Annotated in this window: 16 protein-coding genes; 10 read left to right on the forward strand and 6 right to left on the reverse strand. The window is 42.5% G+C overall.

Annotated elements, in window-relative coordinates; genetic code table 11:
- The first annotated feature begins 309 nt into the window (after positions 1-309).
- From J0656_RS04945 to J0656_RS04975, 7 genes are all read left to right on the forward strand, one after another.
- Complete coding sequence (locus J0656_RS04945; protein WP_207031963.1) at positions 310-1,026, forward strand: NUDIX hydrolase; 717 nt, start codon at positions 310-312, stop codon at positions 1,024-1,026.
- A 69-nt stretch (positions 1,027-1,095) separates the two neighbouring features.
- A complete protein-coding gene (locus J0656_RS04950) occupies positions 1,096-2,802 on the forward strand; it encodes a GMC oxidoreductase (protein WP_207031965.1) in 1,707 nt (568 codons plus the stop codon).
- 4 nt (positions 2,803-2,806) lie between these two features.
- On the forward strand, positions 2,807-3,400 hold the full coding sequence (locus J0656_RS04955; protein ID WP_207031967.1) for a gluconate 2-dehydrogenase subunit 3 family protein: 594 nt from the start codon (positions 2,807-2,809) through the stop codon (positions 3,398-3,400).
- A 1-nt stretch (position 3,401) separates the two neighbouring features.
- On the forward strand, positions 3,402-4,769 hold the full coding sequence (locus J0656_RS04960; protein ID WP_207031969.1) for a Gfo/Idh/MocA family protein: 1,368 nt from the start codon (positions 3,402-3,404) through the stop codon (positions 4,767-4,769).
- Between the two features lie 44 nt (positions 4,770-4,813).
- On the forward strand, positions 4,814-6,304 hold the full coding sequence (locus tag J0656_RS04965; RefSeq protein WP_207031972.1) for a DUF1593 domain-containing protein: 1,491 nt from the start codon (positions 4,814-4,816) through the stop codon (positions 6,302-6,304).
- Positions 6,305-6,345: 41 nt separating this feature from the next.
- The gene (locus tag J0656_RS04970; RefSeq protein ID WP_207031974.1) at positions 6,346-8,658 is read left to right on the forward strand and encodes a glycoside hydrolase family 3 protein; all 2,313 of its coding nucleotides are present in this window, start codon (positions 6,346-6,348) and stop codon (positions 8,656-8,658) included.
- Positions 8,659-8,837: 179 nt separating this feature from the next.
- Positions 8,838-9,434, forward strand: a complete 597-nt coding sequence (locus tag J0656_RS04975; RefSeq protein ID WP_207031976.1) for a Crp/Fnr family transcriptional regulator — start codon at positions 8,838-8,840, stop codon at positions 9,432-9,434.
- A gap of 118 nt (positions 9,435-9,552) precedes the next feature.
- Here J0656_RS04975 and J0656_RS04980 read toward each other — a convergent pair whose 3' ends face one another.
- The 6 genes from J0656_RS04980 to cobA all read right to left on the reverse strand — a co-directional run bounded on the left by J0656_RS04980 (position 9,553) and on the right by cobA (position 19,160).
- The gene (locus J0656_RS04980; RefSeq protein WP_207031978.1) at positions 9,553-10,983 is read right to left on the reverse strand and encodes a rubredoxin; all 1,431 of its coding nucleotides are present in this window, start codon (positions 10,981-10,983) and stop codon (positions 9,553-9,555) included.
- 4 nt (positions 10,984-10,987) lie between these two features.
- Positions 10,988-14,521 carry a nitrate reductase gene (locus tag J0656_RS04985; protein ID WP_207031979.1) on the reverse strand — a complete coding sequence of 1,178 codons (3,534 nt, stop codon included), beginning with the start codon at positions 14,519-14,521 and terminating at the stop codon, positions 10,988-10,990.
- Between the two features lie 134 nt (positions 14,522-14,655).
- On the reverse strand, positions 14,656-15,342 hold the full coding sequence (locus J0656_RS04990; protein WP_207031980.1) for a response regulator transcription factor: 687 nt from the start codon (positions 15,340-15,342) through the stop codon (positions 14,656-14,658).
- A gap of 97 nt (positions 15,343-15,439) precedes the next feature.
- The gene (locus J0656_RS04995) at positions 15,440-16,735 is read right to left on the reverse strand and encodes an alginate export family protein (RefSeq protein WP_207031981.1); all 1,296 of its coding nucleotides are present in this window, start codon (positions 16,733-16,735) and stop codon (positions 15,440-15,442) included.
- 42 nt (positions 16,736-16,777) lie between these two features.
- A complete protein-coding gene (locus tag J0656_RS05000) occupies positions 16,778-18,178 on the reverse strand; it encodes an MFS transporter (protein WP_207031982.1) in 1,401 nt (466 codons plus the stop codon).
- A gap of 205 nt (positions 18,179-18,383) precedes the next feature.
- Positions 18,384-19,160, reverse strand: a complete 777-nt coding sequence (gene cobA, locus J0656_RS05005) for a uroporphyrinogen-III C-methyltransferase (protein ID WP_207031983.1) — start codon at positions 19,158-19,160, stop codon at positions 18,384-18,386.
- A gap of 122 nt (positions 19,161-19,282) precedes the next feature.
- Between cobA and nirB the strand changes: the two genes are divergently transcribed.
- Genes nirB through J0656_RS05020 form a run of 3 tightly spaced genes read left to right on the forward strand, consistent with a single transcriptional unit; the run spans position 19,283 to position 22,804 of the window.
- The gene (nirB, locus tag J0656_RS05010; protein ID WP_207031984.1) at positions 19,283-21,802 is read left to right on the forward strand and encodes a nitrite reductase large subunit NirB; all 2,520 of its coding nucleotides are present in this window, start codon (positions 19,283-19,285) and stop codon (positions 21,800-21,802) included.
- A gap of 12 nt (positions 21,803-21,814) precedes the next feature.
- On the forward strand, positions 21,815-22,192 hold the full coding sequence (gene nirD, locus J0656_RS05015) for a nitrite reductase small subunit NirD (RefSeq protein WP_207031985.1): 378 nt from the start codon (positions 21,815-21,817) through the stop codon (positions 22,190-22,192).
- A 21-nt stretch (positions 22,193-22,213) separates the two neighbouring features.
- Positions 22,214-22,804 carry a DUF4202 domain-containing protein gene (locus tag J0656_RS05020; RefSeq protein ID WP_207031986.1) on the forward strand — a complete coding sequence of 197 codons (591 nt, stop codon included), beginning with the start codon at positions 22,214-22,216 and terminating at the stop codon, positions 22,802-22,804.
- The last annotated feature ends 5 nt before the right edge of the window (positions 22,805-22,809 follow it).

A 22,809-nucleotide genomic window follows, 5' to 3' on the forward strand; every position in this document is an offset into this window, starting at 1 on the left:
ATCCTAAAAAAACGTTAATAATACTGGGCGTAGAGCGGGATGTCAATTATAGCAATGACATATTTACTTGTTCAGAAAACAAAAAACAAACAAATTAGTCCATCCGTGTTACAATTATAATAAGTCTCTTCTCCAGTCTTGAAAATGGCAGCAACCATTTAAAAAGGATCATCCCAAAAACTAAATTATAGTTTTTCTACAGCAATTATAGCCAGCATCTCCTGTTTTTATTGTATCAATTTGATACAATAATGCCTCTGTTTTTTTATTTTTATATTTTTTTAGTGTAAATTTTGCGATGTTTACAATATGTTGCCTTCAGAAAACAAATACCTAACCAACGTTTCTTTTGATACCGTAATCTTTGGTTTCACAGGGGAAGAACTAAAAATTTTGGTGCTCGAATACCAGAACACAGGTTTATTTGCATTACCTGGAGGCTACATTAGAAGAGATGAAAATTTATTGGATGCCGCTAAAAAGGGCATTATGAGGCGTACGGGCCTCAAAACAATTCACTTGGAGCAGTTCCATACGTTTGGAAAGTTGAACAGGTCCAATCCTGAACCATCAAAAAGGATTGCCAAGGGCCTGGGCTATGAAATGCCAGATGACCACTGGGTATTGGATAGGTTCATTACCGTAGGGTATTACTCTTTGATCAACTACAATCAGGTTCGCCCAACACCTAATAAGTTCTCCGATTCTATAAATTGGTACAGCATCAACAACCTCCCTCCTTTAATGATGGACCATGAGGAAATTGTAAAAAAAGCACTGGAAGCCATCAGAACCGACCTCGGTAAAAAGCCCATAGGAACCAATCTGTTGCCCGAAAAATTCACTATGAAGGAATTACGAAAGGTATACGAGGCTATTTTGGACAAAAAACTTCGACGGACTACTTTTCAACGTAAAATTCTAAGTATGGACATCCTCATAAGGCATGAAAAACTCTACACCGGAGCGGCAAACAAGGCGCCTTACCTTTATAGCTTTAATAAAGAAAAAATAGAAAAATTATAAACCATTGAACAACGTCCATTAGAATTGAGCAAAAAATTATAACCTTTAGAACCTAAACTAAATACCAAAATGCCAAATTTTAATATTGATGCAGACCCAAAACATACGTATGATGCCATTGTAATAGGCTCAGGGATAAGTGGAGGTTGGGCTGCCAAAGAACTCTGTGAAAAAGGGTTAAAAACCTTAGTTCTTGAGCGGGGCCCTGTGGTAGAACATCCTATCGACTATACTACTGCTAATTTGGATCCATGGGATATGGAACTCCGTGGTGGGCTTACCCCAGAACAAAAGGAAAAACATTATAAAGCAATAAGGTCTGGGTTTATAGGGCAGGACACCGAACATTTTTTTGCCAACGACAAAGAAAACCCGTACACAGAGGTTAAGCCATTTCTTTGGATACGTGGACACCAAATGGGCGGTCGCTCCCTACTTTGGGGAAAACAGACCTATCGTTGGAGCGAGATGGACTTTGAGGCAAATGCAAAAGATGGTCATGGTGTGGATTGGCCCATTCGCTATAAAGACCTAGAGCCATGGTACACCTATGTGGAAAAGTTTGCAGGTATCAGTGGAGAGGCTCTTGGATTATCACAACTGCCGGATAGTCACTTCCTCCCGCCCATGGAATTGAACTGTGTGGAAAAAGACATCAAAAAACGTATCGAAAGAGACTTTCCCGGAAGACATATGATTATTGGTAGGGTTGCTCACTTGACACAGCCCCTTAACGGAAGAGGGCAATGTCAATATCGAAACCGATGCAGTCGAGGGTGCCCCTACGGTGCCTATTTTAGCAGTAATGCCGTAACGCTACCAGCTGCCAACGCCACAGGAAACCTTACTTTCAGGCCTTATTCCATTGTACAATCCATAATGTACGATGACAGTACAGGAAAAGCATCCGGTGTGCGCATCATTGATGCCGAGACCAATGAGGACGTTGAGTTCAAGGCCAAAATCATTTTCTGCAATGCCTCAACGTTGAGTACTACGCAAATTTTACTGAATTCCACTTCTAACCGTTTTCCGAACGGAATGGGGAACGATAGTGGTGAACTGGGCCACAACCTTATGGACCATACTTATCGTGTTGGGGCCCTGGGAAGGGTTGAAGGCTATGAAGATAACTATTATAGTGGGCGTAGACCCAATGGCATTTATATTCCGCGCTACTGGAACATTGATGAAAAATCAAAAACCGACAAGTTCCTTCGAGGTTTTGGTTTTCAAGGCGGAGGATACCGAATGGGCAACAGTGAAGCTGCCAACCGTAAGGAATTCGGCGGCGATTATAAGGACAGTATCATGAAACCGGGACCTTGGGAATTCTTTATTACTGGATTTGCCGAATGTTTGCCATATCATGATAATAAGGTTTTCCTCAACAAAGAAGTGACCGATAAATGGGGGCAACCTACCCTATCCATTGATGCCGAATACAAGGAAAACGAACTGGCCCAAAACAAACAAATTCAGGAAGATGCTGTGGAAATGTTGGAAAAAGCTGGTGTAAAGGATATCATTGGTTTTGATAACGAGCACGAACCTGGATATGGAGTTCATGAAATGGGAACGGCACGAATGGGACGTGACCCAAAATCTTCCGTTTTGAACGGCACCAACCAGATTCATTCGGTGAAAAACGTATTTGTTACCGATGGAGCCTGTATGACCTCCAACTCCTGCGTAAACCCATCATTGACTTATATGGCACTCACGGTACGAGCCGCTAATCATGCCGTAGAAGAACTTAAAAAACTCAATATTTAACCTCATGGACCGTAGAAAAGCTTTAAAATTTACAGGAAGTATGGCCGCATTGGCCGTTTCAGGCCCGTCCTTGCTATCATTGTTACAATCATGTAAAAATGAAACCAGAATCAATTGGCAGCCCATATTTTTGACCATGGATGAAGCCGCATTCATATCCAAAATCGTGGATATGATATTGCCCCGGACAAAAACCCCGGGAGCTCTCGATGTAAAAACGGACATATTCATTGATAAGGTCTACGCCAATCTTTACGACGCCGATGCTCAGGAAGGGGTGAGAAAAGAAATAGAAAAATTCAATCAAGATTGCATTGCGGATTTTGGTGACAGTTTTGTAAACCTCTCCGAATCGGACCAAATCAAGGTTTTGCAAAAAGCGGAAGAGAATTCAGGACAATTCGGAAGCGGCGTGTGGGGAACCACCGTGGGTAAACCTGAACCCGTAGGTTTCTATCGTTCCTTAAAATCAACGGCGCTCTGGGGCTATTTCACTTCGCAAGAAATCGGTGAAAATGTTTTGAATTATGATCCCATACCAGGGGGATATAACGGTTGCATCCCTTTAAGTGAGGTAGGCAACAAATGGAGTCTGTAATATGGACTCCAAACCCTTTTATATCAACCGAAGAAAGTTTTTGGCCAGTTCCACGGCAGCTCTGGCACTCTCAACATTTGGTGCCTACGGCCTTGATTTGATCTATGCTCAAAAAAAATGGAGAGTCGGGCTTATTGGTTGTGGCTGGTACGGTAAAAGCGACCTCTTCAAACTCATTCAAGTGGCCAATGTAGAAGTGGTATCACTTTGTGATGTGGACAAAAAACATCTCGAGGAGGCTGCCATTTTGGTGGCACAAAGGCAATCATCCGGAAAAAGACCTCGTTTGTACCACGACTATCGTAAAATGCTGGCTGAAAAGGATTTGGACATAGTTTTGATTGGCAGTCCAGATCATTGGCATGCCCTACAGGCGATTGAAGCGATGGAATCCGGAGCACACCTCTATCTACAAAAACCTATTAGTTTAGATGTTTTGGAAGGCGAAGCTATTTTGAGCACTGCCCGGAAACTTGGAAGAAAAGTACAAATAGGTACCCAACGCAGAAGTACACCACATTTGATAGAGGGCAAGAAAAATATCATCGATGCCGGACTATTGGGAAAAATATCCCATGTAGAAATGTGCTGTTATTATCACATGCGATGGAACGCCAACCCTCCCGTACAAGAAGTCCCAGATTATTTTGATTATGATTTTTGGTCGGGACCTGCCCCACTCCGCCCCTACATTGGGCTGCCTCACCGAAGTTGGCGTGCCTTTATGGAATATGGTAATGGCATTGTGGGTGATATGTGTGTTCATATGTTGGATGCGGTACGTTGGATGCTTGACCTTGGTTGGCCCAAAAAAGTAAGCTCTACTGGGGGAATCTATGTTCAAAAGGATTCCATCGCCAATATTTCCGACACCCAAACAGCCATTTTCGAATTTGATGAACTAAACTGTGTATGGCAGCATCGTAGCTGGGGCAATCCGACGGACCCAGATTATCCATGGGCATTTTTCATTTATGGTGAAAAAGGTACGTTTAAAGGAAGTGTTCATCAGTATGAATTCATTCCCAACGGAGATGGAAAAACCATAAAAAAAGAAGTGGTGTACGAACGTGAAAAGTATCCCGAAGATTTAAAAGAGAAGGATATTGAACTACATACCGCACCTGCTACCCGAGGACACATGTTGGACCTATTGGACTCCATAGAAAATGACAGACTACCTGTGGCAGATGTACAACAGGGCCATATTTCAACGGCTAGTTGCATCATGGCCAATCTTGCCATGAAATTGGAACGACCCTTGGCGTACAATCCTCAAGAAAAGGTGATAATCAATGATGCCGAAGCTTCTAGTTTACTGAAGAATACGTATAGAGGGCCATGGAAGCACCCTTTCGAATCCATTTGAAAAACTTTAATAAGTTGTGTCAAACGGTGGCACCTGAATATATTATGAAAAATATCAGCCTCCTACTCTTCTGTATTTGTTTATGCACCATATGCCCGGCCCAGCAAAACAATAAACGAACCATTGTGACCACAGATGGTGAAATCGACGATGTGGATACCTTTATCCGCTTTTTGATGTACACCAACGAATTTGATACAGAGGGACTTATATATTCCAGTTCCATGTGGCATTGGAAGGGAGATGGCAAGGGCACCACCATGGTATCGGAAATGGAAATGACCCGAAACATGTATGGGGAGCGGAGCGAATTGCGATGGCCCGGTACCACTTGGATGGAAGAATTATTGGCTGAATATGCCAAGGTTCACCCAAATCTTCTTTTGCACGACAAGAATTATCCTTCAGCAGAAGCACTTTTGGCATTGGTGAAGGTGGGCAACATCGATTTTGAAGGTGAAATGGACAAGCGTACCGAAGGTTCTGAATGGATCGCCCAAAAATTGATGGACGATGATCCACGGGAAATATTTCTTCAAGCATGGGGAGGAACTAACACCATTGCCCGTGCCCTAAAATCTATTGAGGAAGATTATTCAAACCATAAGAATTGGGAAGAAATCAAAGAGACAGTATCCAAAAAAGCCATTATCTACACCATAATGGACCAAGATGCCACTTATAAAAACTATATAGGACCCAACTGGCCCAAAATCCGTGTTTTCTACAATGCCAACCAATTTTGGTGCTTTGCCTATCCATGGAAAAGAGTGGTTCCAAAAAGCCAACAACCTTTTTTGGAAGGTAGTTTTATGGGCCCCAACATCATAAATGACCATGGTCCGCTTTTTAAAAAATACTATTCCTACGGGGATGGACAAAAACAAGAAGGAGATCCCAATCATTTTGAAGGTGACATTTCCAAAATTACAAATACCGAACGGGGCAGCTTTTCCAAATATGATTTTATATCCGAAGGAGACTCGCCGGCATTCCTGCATTTGGTAGATGTGGGATTGGACAACTACGAAGACCCGTCCAGAGGTGGTTGGAGCGGTCGTTTTGTACAATCAACAGAAAATCCATACCGATATGAAGACGGGGAAGCTGCTTCCGACCTAAATCCAGAGACAGGAGAAATGGACAAAAGCTATCCACAGACCCGATGGATAAAGCCTATGCAATTGGATTTCGCGGCTAGGGCGGATTGGTGCGTTAAACCATTTTCCGAAGCAAATCACCCACCCAAAGTTACTGTAATGGAGGGGAACACAATAGTCTCAGCAGCAGGGGAAACAGTTACGCTGAACATATCCGGAAAGGATGTAGACGGACATCCTGTTTATTTTAAAGTTTGGCCCTATGCGGAGGCAGGAGATGGTACGGTACAGATTGAATTGAATATGGATAAAGCCAAAGTAGACGTTCCAAAAACAGCAAAGGCTGGTGAAAAATACCATGTGATAATAGAAGGTACGGATACCGGATTTCCTGCTTTGACAAGATACCAGCGGGTAATCATTGAAATTAATTAACTTTCAATTTTCTGATTGAGCACATAAAACTAAATAACAATATGCATACTTTAAAACAAAACCTCAAACTGGGCAGCTTGTTCCTAGCAACAATTTTTGTGGGTTGCAGTCCCAAATTTACAAAAGAAACCAAAGAAGGTTTCAACCTTGTAAAAAATGAAAATGGGGCAACCCTCGGATATAGTCAAGATTCTGGTGTCTCAATCTTGACCGTTGACCAGATGGCATTTAAAGACCTGAACAAAAATGGCACGCTTGATCCTTATGAAGACTGGAGGCTCACGGCAGATGAAAGAGCCAAAGACCTTGCTTCAAAAATGAGTGTGGAGCAAATAGCTGGATTAATGTTGTACAGCGCGCACCAATCCATTCCCGGGGGAGGTAACAGTTTTTTTGGTGCAGTCACGTACAATGGAAAACCCTATAAAGAAAGTGGCGCTAAACCTAGTGACCTCTCTGATGCACAGAAGAAATTTTTGCTCGAAGATAATTTACGTCATGTACTGATTACCAGCGTTGAATCACCAGGAGTGTCTGCACAATGGAACAATAATGCACAAGCGATGGTTGAAGGTATCGGGTTGGGTATTCCAATAAACACAAGCTCAGACCCAAGACATGGCAGTGATTCCTATGCAGAATTCAATGCGGGTGCGGGCGGAAAAATTTCCATGTGGCCCAGTACATTGGGACTGGCAGCTAGTTTTGACCCATCTTTAATGCAACTGTTCGGGAAAATCGCTTCCCAAGAATACCGGGCATTGGGAATTGCAACTGCGCTTTCCCCTCAAATCGACCTTGCCACAGAGCCACGTTGGTCCCGTTTTGATGGCACCATGGGAGAAGACCCAAAGCTAGCGGCAGATATGGCCCGTGCCTATGTGGAAGGTTTTCAAGCATCGGAAAATGGCGATTGGGGCATGCAAAGTGTCAATGCCATGGTAAAACACTGGCCAGGTGGCGGACCGGAAGAAGGTGGTCGTGACGGACACTTTGGCTATGGGTCCTATGCCGTTTATCCCGGAAAAAATCTGGAAGATCACTTAAAGCCCTTTACAGAAGGTGCATTTGCCCTGGAAGGGCCAACCAAAATGGCAACTGCCGTAATGCCCTATTATACCATATCATACGAGCAGGATACCAAAAATGGGGAAAACGTTGGAAATGCCTACAACAAATATTTGATTACTGACCTTCTGCGTGGAAAGTATGGTTATGATGGCGTAGTCTGTACAGATTGGGGCATCACAGGCGATGCGCCCAACGTATATGAGTTCAGGGGCAAGCCATGGGGTGTAGAAAATTTGAGCGTTGCTGAAAGACATTATAAAATTATCGAAGCTGGTTGTGACCAATTTGGGGGCAACAACGATATGGGTCCAGTTATAGAGGCCTATCAAATGGGGGTTGAGGAACATGGAGAAGAATACATGCGGAAGCGTTTTGAAACTTCTGCTGTTCGCTTGCTGAAGAACATATTTAGAACCGGGCTTTTTGAAAATCCTTATTTGGATGTTGCACAAACAGAAAAAATCGTTGGCAATTCAGAATTCATGGAGGCAGGGTACAATGCGCAGCTCAAATCCATAGTGATGCTGAAAAACAATGAAAAAACACTTCCAGTGGAGAACAAGAAAAAAGTCTATGTGCCCCAGCGTTATGTAGCTCCCACAGTAAATTGGTTCGGGGTAGCTACCCAAGCACGCACGGAACACCCCTTTAACATGGAAGTTGTCGCCAAGTATTTTGAGGTAGTGGACAATCCCGATGAAGCTGATTTTGCCCTTGTTGGTATTGAAAACCCAAATGGCGGAGTCGGTTATGATGTCACTGACACCGAAAATGGTGGCAATGGTTACGTTCCCATAAGCTTGCAATACGGCACTTACACCGCAACCAATGCAAGAGAGCAAAGCATAGCGGCTGGAAGTCCGCTGGAAGAAGGTGTGGACAACCGTTCCTACAATGGTAAAACGACCACATCCATAAACATTTCCGATATGAGCTTGGTGACCGATACAAAAAGAAAGATGGGAGACAAGCCTGTTGTGGTCATTGTAAGAGTAGCTAAACCTTTGGTATTTGCGGAAATTGAATCGTCGGCTGATGCCATATTGGTGCATATGGGCGTTCAGGACCAAGCCCTAATGGACATAGTTTCGGGCAAAGTAGAACCTTCAGCTTTGCTACCATTTCAAATGCCCAAAGATATGTTGACCGTTGAGCAACAATTTGAAGATGTGCCACGGGATATGGATCCTTACACCGACACTAATGGCAACTCCTACGATTTTTCCTTCGGGCTGAATTGGAGTGGAGTAATTGATGATGAAAGAACCCAAGCATATAAATAGATAGTCGAGCAAGATACTTTAAGGTCCTCAATTATTTGGGGACCTTTTTTAATTAAAATTTTACATCAAAAACGTTTTATCGTGTATCTGTGATTTTAACCCCAAGAAAAAAATAATTAAAGTACTATACATTAGTTTTGCGCCACTTAAAATCACTGAAAACCAAACCAATTTTTTGAATGCCCACCAAAGAAAATCCCGAGAAAAACCTTTACATCCTTTCCTTTCTCAATTCCATTCGCCCTTTGAGCCCAGAGTTAAGGAATTACCTTGCTCAAAAAATCAAAAGTTGTTCTTTCGAAAAAAATGAACTCATCAATAAAGCTGGTGAAGTCTGTGATTGTCTGTATCTGATCAAAAAAGGAATGGTACGTGGTTATTTTATAAGTGATGCGTCGGAAATCACCACTTGGATTGATTCTGAAAATGAAGTATTTACTTCCATAACTGGCTTCTTTAGAAATCAAAAAAGCGAAGAGTACATACAAAGCCTTGAAAACACGTATTGCGATTACTTGAAATATGAGGATTACAAATATTGCCTAAACCATTTTCCGGAAATGAGGCACATCAATCGTATTTTGCTCGAAGAATATTACATATTGGCAGAGCAAAGGGTATACTTGGCAAGAATTCCAAATGCTCGCAAAAGGCTTGAATTTTTTATGGCGAACATGAAACCCCAAATTATGGACAGGATTCCGAGAAAACACCTTGCCTCCTACCTAGCCATAAGACCGGAAACCTTATCCAGACTTATGAAGGACAAAAATTGAATTGACACTTTTTTTGAGCAAGGTTATTTTTCAAATTATCAATACAGGGTTTTCTTACAAAAATCCATTTCCTCTTTTATAATATTCTGAAAACCCACGTAAAACCCCACTTCACCGCCTACAGTTCCACAGATTCAAAAGCCATCTTTTCTGAACCACACACGGAGCAAGTGTACTCCTCGGGTACGTCCTTAAATTTTGTATTGGGTTCGATACCAAATTTTGAATCTCCCACTTCATTATCATATACCGTCAAACATTTTTGGCATTGATAGACCTTCTTGGGTTCTCGCTCATTTATATCCTTCTTTTTTATTGATGTCTTCTCCTTTTGTCCGAGTTGCTGGAAGTACGCTTTGCTCAATTCAATCAAAAGATTGGGCAATTCCTTTTTATCCACATCTTGTGCATAGATCAAATACTGCCTTGTGTTGGGGTCAAAATCTTTAAAATAGCGTACATTATAGGTAGGTTTTACTTCAAAATCCAACCCTATTTGAGTGGTGGGATTCTTCTCAATGACTATGGATGAAAAATGGGATTGTTTACCTACATCTTTACTAATACCAAAGGTGAGTCCGTATGTACTGATGTCGTTCTGATCAAAATTATTGACCAAATATTGTTTGAGTTCCAAGGCTTCTTGATCATCCACGGGCAAGTGCCAGTTCATTTCCAATTGGGAATGCCGTACATTGATTCCCCTTTGACCGAGAAACCTCTCCAATTCAGGCCTACTTTCCTTGGAAATTCCCTTCACAATAAACGATTTCCAAGGGGTGATGCATATTTTTCCGATACTGTTGTCCAAACAAAATCCACAGAATTCCTTTAAGAATCCAAGGTCATAGCGGTTATTGCGCCAATAAAGCCCCAACCAGTATTGGTCTAAGCCCATCCGGTTCATCCCTTCGTAGTATGGAAAAGTAACAAATGGTATTTGGAGTTCTTTCTTTATGGTCCTGTTGTTGTTGGCCTGCAGTTTTTGATTCAATAGGGTAAAGAGCTGATCTACATTGTCCATGGCATGGTACACTTCTTCTACGGCCCTACACACTGAAACAATGTCCCAACTGTAAATCAGCACTGGGTAATAGGCACTTTTCTTCCAATGGGGCAATACTATGTTCAAATACCAGTAATCTTCATCTTCGGATGCCACAAAATTGAGGTTTCCACTAAAAATAGGCACCAAGCGTTGTTTGGGATCGGTAATATTGATTTTCAATCTTGGCATAAAATCAAACTGCTCCAAGAGGTACAGGTAAGTGGAACCTTTGAGCCAATGGGTGCCATCAAAAATATCTGACGACACGTAAGAACAAACAATATTTTGGTAAGATCTGTCAGCTACGATATCCGTTTTATATTTTGATGTATTTTCCAACTGTCCCTTATACTTATTGTCCAGCGGAAAGAGCAGGTCCTGCCTTGAGCCAAAGTAAACTTCCGACAATCCGGCCGCCTCGAGCATGGCAACACTGTCCTTGAGCTCGCCTGGAGAGGTAATGCCCCCGCTTATCAATATCCTGTGCAAATCGTCGTTCATGATTTTAAACCAGTGTTGCTTTCAATTGTCCGTTCAATATCGCTTGCACCTCGGGCTTACAACTTCCGCAGCCCAATCCGGCCCCAGTTTGAGAACATAGTTGTGAAAAATCCGTACATCCGCCCGTTATGGCTTCCTTAATGTTCCCATCCCCCACTTGACTACAAGAACAGACCAAACTTCCTTTAAGCGGCTCCATTGTTGATGTACCCCGTAGCAATTCCTCCCTTTTTTCAGAGAGTTCTATTTCTTCTTCAATGAGTCGCTTAAACTCTGCGAACTCATTTTTATCACCCATCAAAATAGCTCCTTTCAGGGTATCATCTTTAACAATACATTTTTTGTAGAACCGCTTGCTCACATCCATTAATAAAATCTCTTCATAGGAAGGATCGTCCTTTGGGGCATTGACCATTCCAATGCTGCAGAGGTCAAGATTTTCAAACTTTAAAATGTTCATCAATACGGAACCTCCATAAATGCTCCCTAAATCCCCTAGAATGTAATTTGCTGCTACATCGGCCTGTTGTTCCGCTGCCGAAGTGATGCCGTACAGCGCATTCTCAAACTCAGTGATTTCGCCCAATGCAAAAATGGACGGATCGCTCGTTTTGAGATAAGGGTCCACCAAAACCCCTCTTCGGGTCTCCAACCCGGCACTTGTTGCCAAAGATATGTTGGGTCTGGTTCCGATAGCATAAACAATGGCATTACAACGTAGAGTCCTGCCTGTTTTTAGATTGACCATCAAAGTATATTGAGATTCCTCTTCCTCAAAAATGGTGCTTACCTCGTTGTCAAAAAACAATTGAATTCCCCTTTCTGAAACATCTTCGGCCAATAATTTACTGGAAACTGGATCTAACTGGCGTTCCATTAACCTGGGGGCACGCTGTATTATGCTGATATTGATATTGATTTTTTTAAGTGCTGCTGCGAGTTCTAGACCGAGCAAACCTCCTCCGACGATGACCACGTGCTGTTCGTTTGTTGGGAGTCCCGTTTTGGACAAATAGTCTTTGAGTCGGTCCGCATCGCCCCTTTCCCGCATTGTGAATCTTCCCGGTAGGTCCATCCGTACTTCATTTGGCACAAAAGCGCGACTCCCAGTTGCCATTACCAAAAGATCGTAATTGTGTGTGCCTCCCAAATCATCGGTCACCGTTTTTTCTTTGGCATTGATGTCTTTGACTCCATTGTTAGGATACAATGTGACCTTGAGCTTTTCCAGTTCTCCTTGCTTCAATTTTTGAAGGGCTTCCCAAGACAGTTCTTCATTCACATATTCCGGGAGCAAGACACGGTTGTAAAAGGGATGCTCCTCTTTGGAAAACACATGGATTTCATCCATTTTGTTCTTTTCCCGATAGGTTTGGATAAAACGGTAAGCTGCCGCACCAGCTCCAACAACAACTATTTTTTGCGAGGGCTTCTTATATTTTTCAACCTGAACGGCACAGTATTTAAAATCGGGTTCTTTGGATACGGGGTCTACAATATCATTGGTAAGATTGTTGGCCCTACTAAAATCATTGTTCAGGATTTTGCCCCAGTGCATAGGAAGAAAAACCACCCTTTCGCGAATATCATAATTGATTTTTACCTTGACCCTAACATTGCCCCGCCTACTCTTTACCACTGCAATATCACCTTCCTTAAGGTTTCGCACATAGGCATCTACCTTGTTCATTTCAAGGAAAGGGGATGGGATATGGGTCAATAATCTTTTTACTTTTCCCGTTTTTGTTCGAGTATGCCATTGATCCCTGACCCTTCCGGTATTGAGCACCAATGGAAAGTCCGTTGTTGTGATTTCTGATTTGTTGTACAGGTTTCTTGGTGCATTGAAATGTACTTTCCCATTTGCAGTGAAATATTTTTGATCTTGGAAAAGCCTCGGTGTTCCCTTGTGTTCGGGCGAAGGTACAGGCCATTGAAAGCTTCCTTCTTTTTGAAGACGTTCGTGGGACAGTCCAGAAATGTCAATGTTGGTCCCCTTGGTCATTAGGCAATATTCATCATAAACTTCCGAGACATTGTTGTAGTCAAAACCGCCATATCCCATTTTTTGGGCAAATCTCCACAAGATTTCTGCATCTGGCAATGCCTCACCGGGAGCATCAATGACTTTGGGCAAATAACTTATCCGACGCTCGGAATTGGTCATGGTGCCTTCTTTTTCCAACCAACCTGCTGCCGGCAACAACAAATCCGCATATTTTGTGGTCTCTGAATTATGGGAAATATCCTGAACAATCACAAAATTGGCCTTTTCGAGAGCTTTTTCAATTTTTTTGGCATTGGGCAAACTCACAATGGGATTGGTGCAAATGATCCATATGGCCTTCATTTTTCCGGATTCCAGTGCATCAAACATTTCCGTTGCCGTGAGACCGGGCTCGCCATTGATTTCCTTGCCTCCCCAAAATTGTCGGACTTCTTCTCTGTGTCTGGGGTTTCCCAAATCGCGATGGGCCGCCAACAAACTGGCCATCCCTCCTACTTCACGACCTCCCATGGCATTGGGCTGACCTGTTAACGAAAAGGGTCCGGAACCGGGCTTGCCAATCTGTCCCGTCAACAAAGAAAGGTTCAATAGCGAAACATTTTTATCCACTCCAATAACGCTTTGGTTCAATCCCATGGTCCACATACTAATGAATCCCTTGGCATCTGAAATCATCTTGGCGGCCTTACGGATTTCCTCGGTGGTTATCCCACATTTTTCTGCAGCCTTGCGAATGGAAAGTTCAAAAGCCATTTGTTTGCATGCTTCAAAATTAGAGGTGTGCTTTTGTATGAATGATTTGTCAATCTTTTTCTTTTCTATCAACCATCTGGCCATGGCATTGAAAAGAATCACATCGGTGCCCGGCAAAATTTGTAAGTGCAGGTCTGCCAAGGCACACGTCTGTGTCTTACGTGGATCCACTACGATCAATTTAACCTTGGGGTTTTGTTCTTTGTGCTTTTCAATTCTTCGAAACAAAATTGGGTGACACCACGCAGGATTGGCGCCGGCGATCAAAAAACAATCTGCCAACTCTATATCGGCATAAGCAATGGGAACAGCATCGTTGCCCACGGTTTTCTTGTAGCCCACCACGGCAGAACTCATGCAAAGCCTGGAGTTGGTATCAATATTATTGGTTCCCAAAAAGCCCTTGGTCAGCTTATTGGCCAAATAATATTCCTCGGTAAGGCATTGCCCAGACACATACAGCCCAACACTGTCCGGGCCATATTTTTCCATGATACTTCCAAAAACGGCAGCTGCCCTTTTAAATGCAATATCCCAAGTAACCTGCTGCATGGGATGATTTCTACTCCATCGCATTTCTGGATAAAGTATTCTATCCTTGGTATCCTGGGCGACGTAATTCAAAGTTTTTCCTTTGGTGCAGAGCATTCCCTTGTTCACAGGGTAATCCTCATCCCCTTTAACGGACAATATGCCCTTGGCATCTTTGGAAACCTCGATGCCGCACCCCACTCCACAATACGAGCAAATAGTTTTATGTGTGTCTTTTTTCTGCATTCTGGCAACACCGTATTTTTTCGATGTTGAAAATTAAAAATTTACGTATAAATACGTAGTGATAATTTAATAAAAGTGATGCCCTAAATCGAGAGAATGATAAAAATTGTGGCAAAAGGTTGAAAAAATGAAACCTAGACTAAATTGTATTTGTTTGCCTTTTTGGAAAGATCTATCAAATTTTTCACTTCCATCTTCTTCATCAGATTGAAACGATGTGTCTCGATGGTACGTTTACTATTCTGTAGTTTCTCTGAAATCTCTTTGTTCGTATATCCTGCCAAGACCAATTCCAATACTTGAAGCTCCTTGTTGGTCAAATCAAAAGGAGTGCTTTTATTGGCTTTGGACGATGATTGATTTGTCTTTTTATCAGAACTGAACAAGTTGTTCACCAATACGTTGGAAATATCCCCACTAAAATATTTACCGCCTTCTTGAACCATGTGGATTGCCTTTACAAACTCCGCTTTGCCCGTATCCTTTAAAAGGTAACCGTTGGCGCCTGCCTGTACGGATTTTAGAATATACTCCTCGGAATCGTGCATGGAAAGAATGATGCACTTGGTATTGGATTTGCCTTTGGCATTAAGACGCTCCACGGTCTCGATACCTCCCAATTCAGGCATTCGGATATCGATTATCAAAATGTCCGGAGACTTTTCATCAACCATTTTAAGTGCATCCAAACCATTGGACACTTCTCCAATCACATCCAAACCTGGCTCTTCTTCCAACAAGGCACGTATGCCGTCTCTGACCAAGGAATGGTCGTCGGCCAAAACAATGGTAATGATCGCTTTTTGTTCCGAATTTTGCATTGCACAAAAATAATCGAATTATTGAAATACGTAGAACATAAAAAAGGCCGCCCCATTTAAAAAATGGAACAGCCTTGACTCCAACTAACTCTACTCATTAATTTTCTTTATTCGTTGAGAACAACTTTGGTTTGATGATCAACATGGCCCATGCCCAATTTTGGGTACTGGCGGCATCTGTCTCGGCCACCGCCTTAAGTTCATACATACCATCTGCAGGGAACAATTGGGAATATCCCACTTTTAGTGCATAACCATTGAATTTTTGGGTAAACACCAAATCGACTTCGGTTCCCAAAGAGTTTTCCCCAGTTGGTAGGTCTTGCTCTCCCCTAAAATTTAAAACCTTGGCCAAGAGGCTAGATTTTTCTCCTAATTTTATATTGGTGCTGATATGAACATCAAACAATCCAATGGAATTGGCATGATTGCCCACATAGAAATAATCCATAAAACCATTGAATTTATGATTGGTGCCATATAAAGGGAAAAAAGCACTTGTCTCGCCTTCAACTTGGCCGTCATTTCCACTTATGATTTCAAATCCAGCTCCTAGACCGATAGTGTTCGATGCCTTATAACTGGCATCGAACCCCAACAAGTACGCCCCCTTTACATCCAACTCCCCTTGCCTCTCCCCTGTTTGTAGAAATGCATTCGCGGCCAGTCTAAAATCTCCTTTTTTATACGCAAGGTGCGCACCCAATGTCTGCAAATTACTTACTCCATTTGCGGTATCGTTACCATCAAAATTTTGAAAGCCGTTATTGAGCATCAACAAACTTGCTGCAAAACTTTCCCATTCTTGTTTTAGGTAGAGCATCTGCATGGTCTTATAACTGAAAAAGCCCATGGTATTATAGGTATTTCCAATGGATTGAAACCCACTTGGATTATCAAAGTCCTGATTAAAGGCAAAGGCAGCATCAATAACAAAACTATCTTTGGAATACTGTATGAGGGCTGCATCATGGTTTCTGGCCTGTTGGGTCCAGTCCACTTCGCCCAAGATACGTTGGTCATCATAGGAAAGTACCTGTCTACCCAATTTGGCGGACCAGCCAGAACCGAGCTCAAGTTGGGCCCAGGCTTCGAAAACAGCAAATGAATTGTTTTCATCCTCAGGCTGTAATTGACGGTTTTCACCCCATACAAAAACATCCTGAAGACTCAGGTAGAACCTATACTTTTCGGTTTGGTAATCCGTATTTAAGCGGATCCGCGTAGCGGTTGCAAAACCAGGGTCGGAGGCATCAGACATCAAACTGCCAAAACCATTTCTATACTCTGTTCTTGGTCTAAACTGCCCATCCACTACGAATTGGGCAAAGGAAAAATGTACTCCCATGAGGCATAGGCACACCAAGAGCCTTTTCTTATTGAAAAACTTCATATTGCTTACTATTTGGTTGAATTATTAGGGAAACTAAAAGTGCTAACTTTCCACGGTGGATATGGCCATTTTACCTTCCGTTTCTTGAAGTACGGCTTCTTCATCTGCGGTAGAGAATTTAATGGCAAATGCACTGATAGCCGCTACGACCACGAAAATTCCAATGATAAAATATCCGCTCGACACGGCACTCGAGGCCGCTGCCGCTTGTGCAGCTTTTACAGCTTCTTCACCTAAGCCCTCATTGGTCTTTATGGCAATGCGTTCGGCCATTGCCGATTTGGATTTTAAAAAAAGTGCGGCCAAAAATGCACCAACATTTCCCCCTGCCCCAACGATTCCCGAGATGGAACCAATAGCTTTTTTGTTGATAAAGGGAACTACGGAAAATGTTGCGCCTTCGGCCATTTGAACTGTAAGACTAAAAGCCACCAAAAAGATGATTCCCACTGCAAGACTTGTGGTCAATGAGAATACGGAGAGCATAACGCCTTCGGCCATCAAAATAAAAGTCAGGAACAAAACCCTTCCACGCAGACCTTTTAACTTTCCGAAACGATCACCGAAAAAGCCGCCCAAGGTACGGGCAAAAATATTCATCAGGGCAAAGGACAAAACAATGTTCCCTGCCGTAATCCTCTCCAAGCCAAAGGTGTTTTGCAAATAATCGTCCATGGTTCCATAAACGGTAAGCTCCATACCAAAACAAGCAGCATACACCAAGAACAATATCCAAACACGGTAGTCTTTCAAGGTGCTCACAAAAGATACTTTATCCTTCTTCAAAACCGGCATGTTTCCTGTTTTCCGCAATTCTGCAAAATTGCCCTCTGGAGTATCTTGGGTAAAGAAGTAGTATACAAGCCCCATTAAAAAACATACTATTCCAGCAATAACCATGGAGTAACGCCATGCAACTTCATCGGCAACACCAAAACTTACCACAGCTGCAGCAATTAAGGGCATTCCCAATCTGTTGGCACCACCACCAAGATTTCCCCAACCGGCCGATGTGGCATTTGCAGTACCCACAATGTTGGGAGCGAACATAATGGAAGTATGGAATTGGGTAATAACAAAGGAAGCCCCTATGAATCCGATAAGAAATCTACAAAGTAAGAACTGTAAGGGTGTTTGTACCAAACCTATCAAGATCACAGGAATAGAACCAATAATCAACAACCACGTGTAGCACAGTCTCGGCCCAAACCTATCGCACAACTTACCGATGAGCAATCGGGCAAAAACAGTACCTGTGACCGCTAAAATTATAGAATTCCATTTTTGCGATGGGGACAATCCCAAATCCTTAACAACATCCGGCATAAAAGGAACAATGCCAAACCATGCAAAAAAACAAATGAAGAAAGCAATGGCAGAAATCCAAAACGTTCTAATGGGGATACTTTTAAGATTCAAAAGGTTTAATCGTGTGGCTTTCATAATACTTAGATTAATTGATTAGATAATCAAATCTAAGTATTTATACGTATTAATTAAATTATATGACGATTTTATACGTATTTTTACGAGATAACACAAAGGACCACTGTCATATTGTGACATTTTAAAATTGAGCCTTGTGTTACTGATAATTTGAAAATAAACATTGAAAACAATGTAAGCCATACTATATTAAGGTATGGGTTTAGAGCTCCATACCTACCACTCTTTGGATGGCATCTTCAAAAAATGAAGGATGGTCAGCCACCACATCGCCCACAATAATGATTCCAGGGCATGATAAATCCAATTCGCTGGACATATGGACAGCATCATTTAAGGTGCCCGTAATACAATTCTCGTTTGGCAAAGTTCCATTTTGAACAATGGCAAGCGGCGTGTAACCTTCTCTATACCTCCCTATTTCCAAAGCTATATCTACCAATTTACGGACTCCCATCAAAATGACCAGTGTTGCGGAAGATTGAGCGGCCCATTGAAAGTCCCTGGAGAGCCCCCCTTCTTTTGTTGTTGCGGTAAGGACCCAAAAACTGTTGCTCACCCCTCTTTTGGTAATGGATATTCCTTGACTTGCAGGTACCGATATAGCACTGGAAACACCTGGTACCACCTCCACTGGGATTCCAAAAGATTCCACATATTCAACCTCCTCCATTCCTCTACCAAATACAAAAGGATCACCTCCTTTTAGCCGGACCACATGACCATACCTAAATGCATTTTCCACAATAAGGGCATTGATTTCATCTTGACCAAAGCTATGTTTTCTACACCGTTTTCCTACGTATATTTTCGGAATATGCCTTGGAGCTTCGGTTAGTAAATCAGCATCCGTTAATGCATCGTACAGAACAACATCGGCCCGTTTCAAAGCGCGCAACCCCCTAACAGTAACAAGGTCTGAAGAGCCTGGGCCTGCACCGACCAAAGTTACTCTTGCCTGTTTCTTATATTGCTTCATTATAAATATTTGTTTTGATTTTTATGAATTCCACAACAAGAATACGTATTTATTTTTAAATAATCATCAATTATATACGTAATTATACTTAGTTTTGATTTATATTTCAAAATCATATGTATATGAAAACTGTAATTGTAGTGGGCAACGGAATGGTGGGATATAAGTTTTGTGAAAAATTTGTATCCAAATCCTCCAGCGATGAATATAAGCTTATTGTCTTCGGCGAAGAACCTAGACCTGCGTATGATAGAGTCCACCTCAGTGAATATTTTGAGAATCAAGATGCAAATGCCTTGGAGCTCGCACCTGCCTCTTGGTATAAAGAGAATAACATTGAACTTATTACAGGACAGCGGGTCACAGATATCAAAAAAGAGAATAAGGAGATCCATACCGCTTCGGGCAAATCTTATACCTATGATTATTTGATTTTGGCCACAGGCTCTGTTCCCTTTGTACCCCCTATTTCCGGTGTTGAAAAAGAAGGTGTTTTTGTCTACCGAACCATAGAGGATTTAGAGGAGATGATGGCCTATGCCTCACAAATTAAAGCCATTAAACCCAACGGGAAAGCAGCTATTTTAGGAGGAGGCCTCTTGGGGCTCGAAGCAGGAAAGGCTGTTTTGGACATGGGCCTGGAAGCCCACGTTGTGGAATTTGCACCAAAACTGATGCCCCGACAATTGGACACCCGAAGTAGTAATGTGCTCCAGTTAAAACTGGAGGATATGGGAATACAGGTACATTTGAGCAAGGCAACCAATAAAATCTTGGGCGACAAGGTAATCGAAGGAATGGAGTTTGGAGAAGATGATAGGTTGGACGTGGATATGCTCATCATTTCGGCAGGGATACGCCCCCGGGACGAGCTTGGTAAAACATGCGGACTGGAAATGGGAACACGAGGTGGAATCATCGTTGACAATAGAATGCGAACATCCGCTAAAGATATATTCGCCATTGGCGAGGTGGCCTTGTACAACCAAATGATATACGGCCTTGTCGCTCCTGGCTATGAAATGGCCGATGTTGCGGTGAATCAGATATTGGGCAATCAAGAAGTAATTATGCCAGAGGATATGGATATGTCCACAAAACTTAAATTAATGGGTGTGGACGTAGCCAGTTTTGGTGTTCCATACATGCCTGCAGAAAAGGGGTTGTCCATCATCTTTGAAAACAAGACAAAATACCTCTACAAGAGAATCAATGTAAGCCATGACGGAAAAACGCTCTTGGGAGGGATTCTCGTTGGGGATGCCGCAGACTATAATATTCTGCACCAGATGTACCTGAACGGTATCGCTTTGCCCGATAATGCCGAAGAATTGATCGTAGGGGCACGCGGCGAAGGAGGCTCTGCTTTTGGTAGTGCCATGGATTTGCCCGATACCGCCCAAATCTGTTCCTGTGAAAGTGTTTCCAAAGGAAACATCTGCTCCTCTCTTTTGAATGGCAAGTCCAATTCTCTAAAAGAAGTTATAAATTGTACCAAAGCCACAACGGGTTGTGGCGGATGTAAGCCCATGGTGGTGGAGCTGGTCAATGAGACGCTAAAATCCATGGGAAAAGAAGTGAAAGATGTTATCTGCGAACATTTCGAATATACGCGACAAGAACTCTACGGCATCATCAAGGTAAAAGGTATCACAAGTTATGATGAGGCTCTTGACAAATGCGGACATGGTGATGGTTGCGAAGTGTGCAAGCCTGCACTAGCCTCCATTTTCGCCACCATCTATAACCATACCGCCAACAAAGAAGACGTAATACAAGACTCTAATGATCGTTTTTTGGCCAATATCCAACGAAATGGTTCCTACTCGGTAGTGCCACGAATACCCGGGGGTGAAATAACTCCCGACAAACTGATCGTTCTTGGAGATGTGGCCAAACAATACGGTTTGTACACCAAAATTACGGGAGGCCAGCGCATTGATTTATTTGGAGCTGAACTGAACGATCTTCCCAACATCTGGAAAAAACTTATTGATGCTGGTTTTGAGAGTGGCCATGCCTACGGTAAATCCTTACGTACCGTAAAAAGTTGCGTAGGCTCCACATGGTGCCGATACGGTATGGACGAGAGTGTAAGCTTTGCCATTGCCCTCGAAGAACGCTATAAAGGAATTCGGTCTCCTCACAAACTAAAAGGAGGGGTATCGGGATGTATTCGTGAATGTGCCGAGGCACGCGGAAAGGATTTTGGGGTGATCGCCGTAGAAGGCGGTTGGAACCTTTATGTATGTGGAAACGGTGGTGCCACACCAAAGCACGCTCAATTATTGGCGGAGCAAATAGACAATGAAACGGTCATCAAATATCTGGACCGCTTTTTAATGTATTACATCCGGACTGCTGCGCCACTAATGCGTACTGCCGCTTGGCTGGAAAAACTGGAAGGTGGCATGGAGCAACTCAAAAAGATTGTGATCGAAGACAGTTTGAACATTGCCGAAGAACTCGAAACTGACATGCAGGGCCTTGTGGAAAAGTATGAATGTGAATGGAAGCAAGCTGTGGAAAATGAAGAAATCGGCAGGCGCTTCAAGCATTTTGTGAATACCGATGAAAGGGACGATAATTTGGTCTTTGTTCCCATGAGGGAACAGAAAATGCCAGAACCATGGACCAACTAAATTACAAATACTATGGAAGCATTATTTCAACAATACAGCCCGGTTGCTTTGGACAAGGTAACGGTTTGGTTCAAAGCTTGCCAAGAGCATGACATACCAGAAAACGGGGGCGCATGTGTAAAATACAAGAACAAACAGATTGCGCTATATCATTTTAAACGGAAACAAAAATGGTATGCCTGTCAAAACCTATGCCCCCATAAAATGGAAATGGTATTATCGCGGGGCATGATAGGGGATTCCGAAGGTATTGCCAAAGTGGCCTGCCCCATGCACAAAAAAACATTCTCTTTGGAAACTGGGGAAAATCTCAACGGAGACCTGCCCTCGATCGCTACTTTTCCCGTAAAAGTGGAAAATGGCTTTGTGTATATTGGTTTTTCTGAATAGCTTTAAGAAAAACCAATGAATATGGGCAGGTCCGAAAAACTTTTGGAAGCATTCAAATTGTTTGATGACGCCAATGCACAAGACCCCAACAAGGAAAGCTTTGAAGGAAAATTGTATCCAAAAGAGTTATTGTATGCACAGCGTATGACCGATATTCTGAATGAATTTGAACCGGATGCTTCGGAAGCATTGCAATTAACGGCACGTTGCCAGCACATTTGCAGGTGGGAAATATCTAGGGAATCCTATGAAATGAATCGGGTGGGCTACCTAAAATGGAGGCAAGAACTCAAGAAATTCCACGCAGAAAAAGCAAGCAATATACTAAAGAAAGTAGGCTACGATGAAGATATTATTGATAGGGTATCGTTTCTATTGCTCAAAAAACAATTAAAAAAAGATGAGGAGACCCAAACATTGGAAGATGTTATTTGCTTGGTCTTCTTAAAATATTATTATGAGCCGTTCCTCATAAAGCACGATGACGATAAAATTATCTCCATTTTGCAAAAAACTTGGAAAAAAATGTCAGAAAAAGGTCATAAAGCGGCCTTGGACTTGGCTTTTTCGGAAAGAGGAATGGAACTGGTCTCCAAGGCCCTATCCAACTAATGCCT

Origin of the sequence: Flagellimonas aurea (assembly GCF_017313785.1) — a bacterium.
Lineage (GTDB): Bacteria > Bacteroidota > Bacteroidia > Flavobacteriales > Flavobacteriaceae > Flagellimonas > Flagellimonas aurea.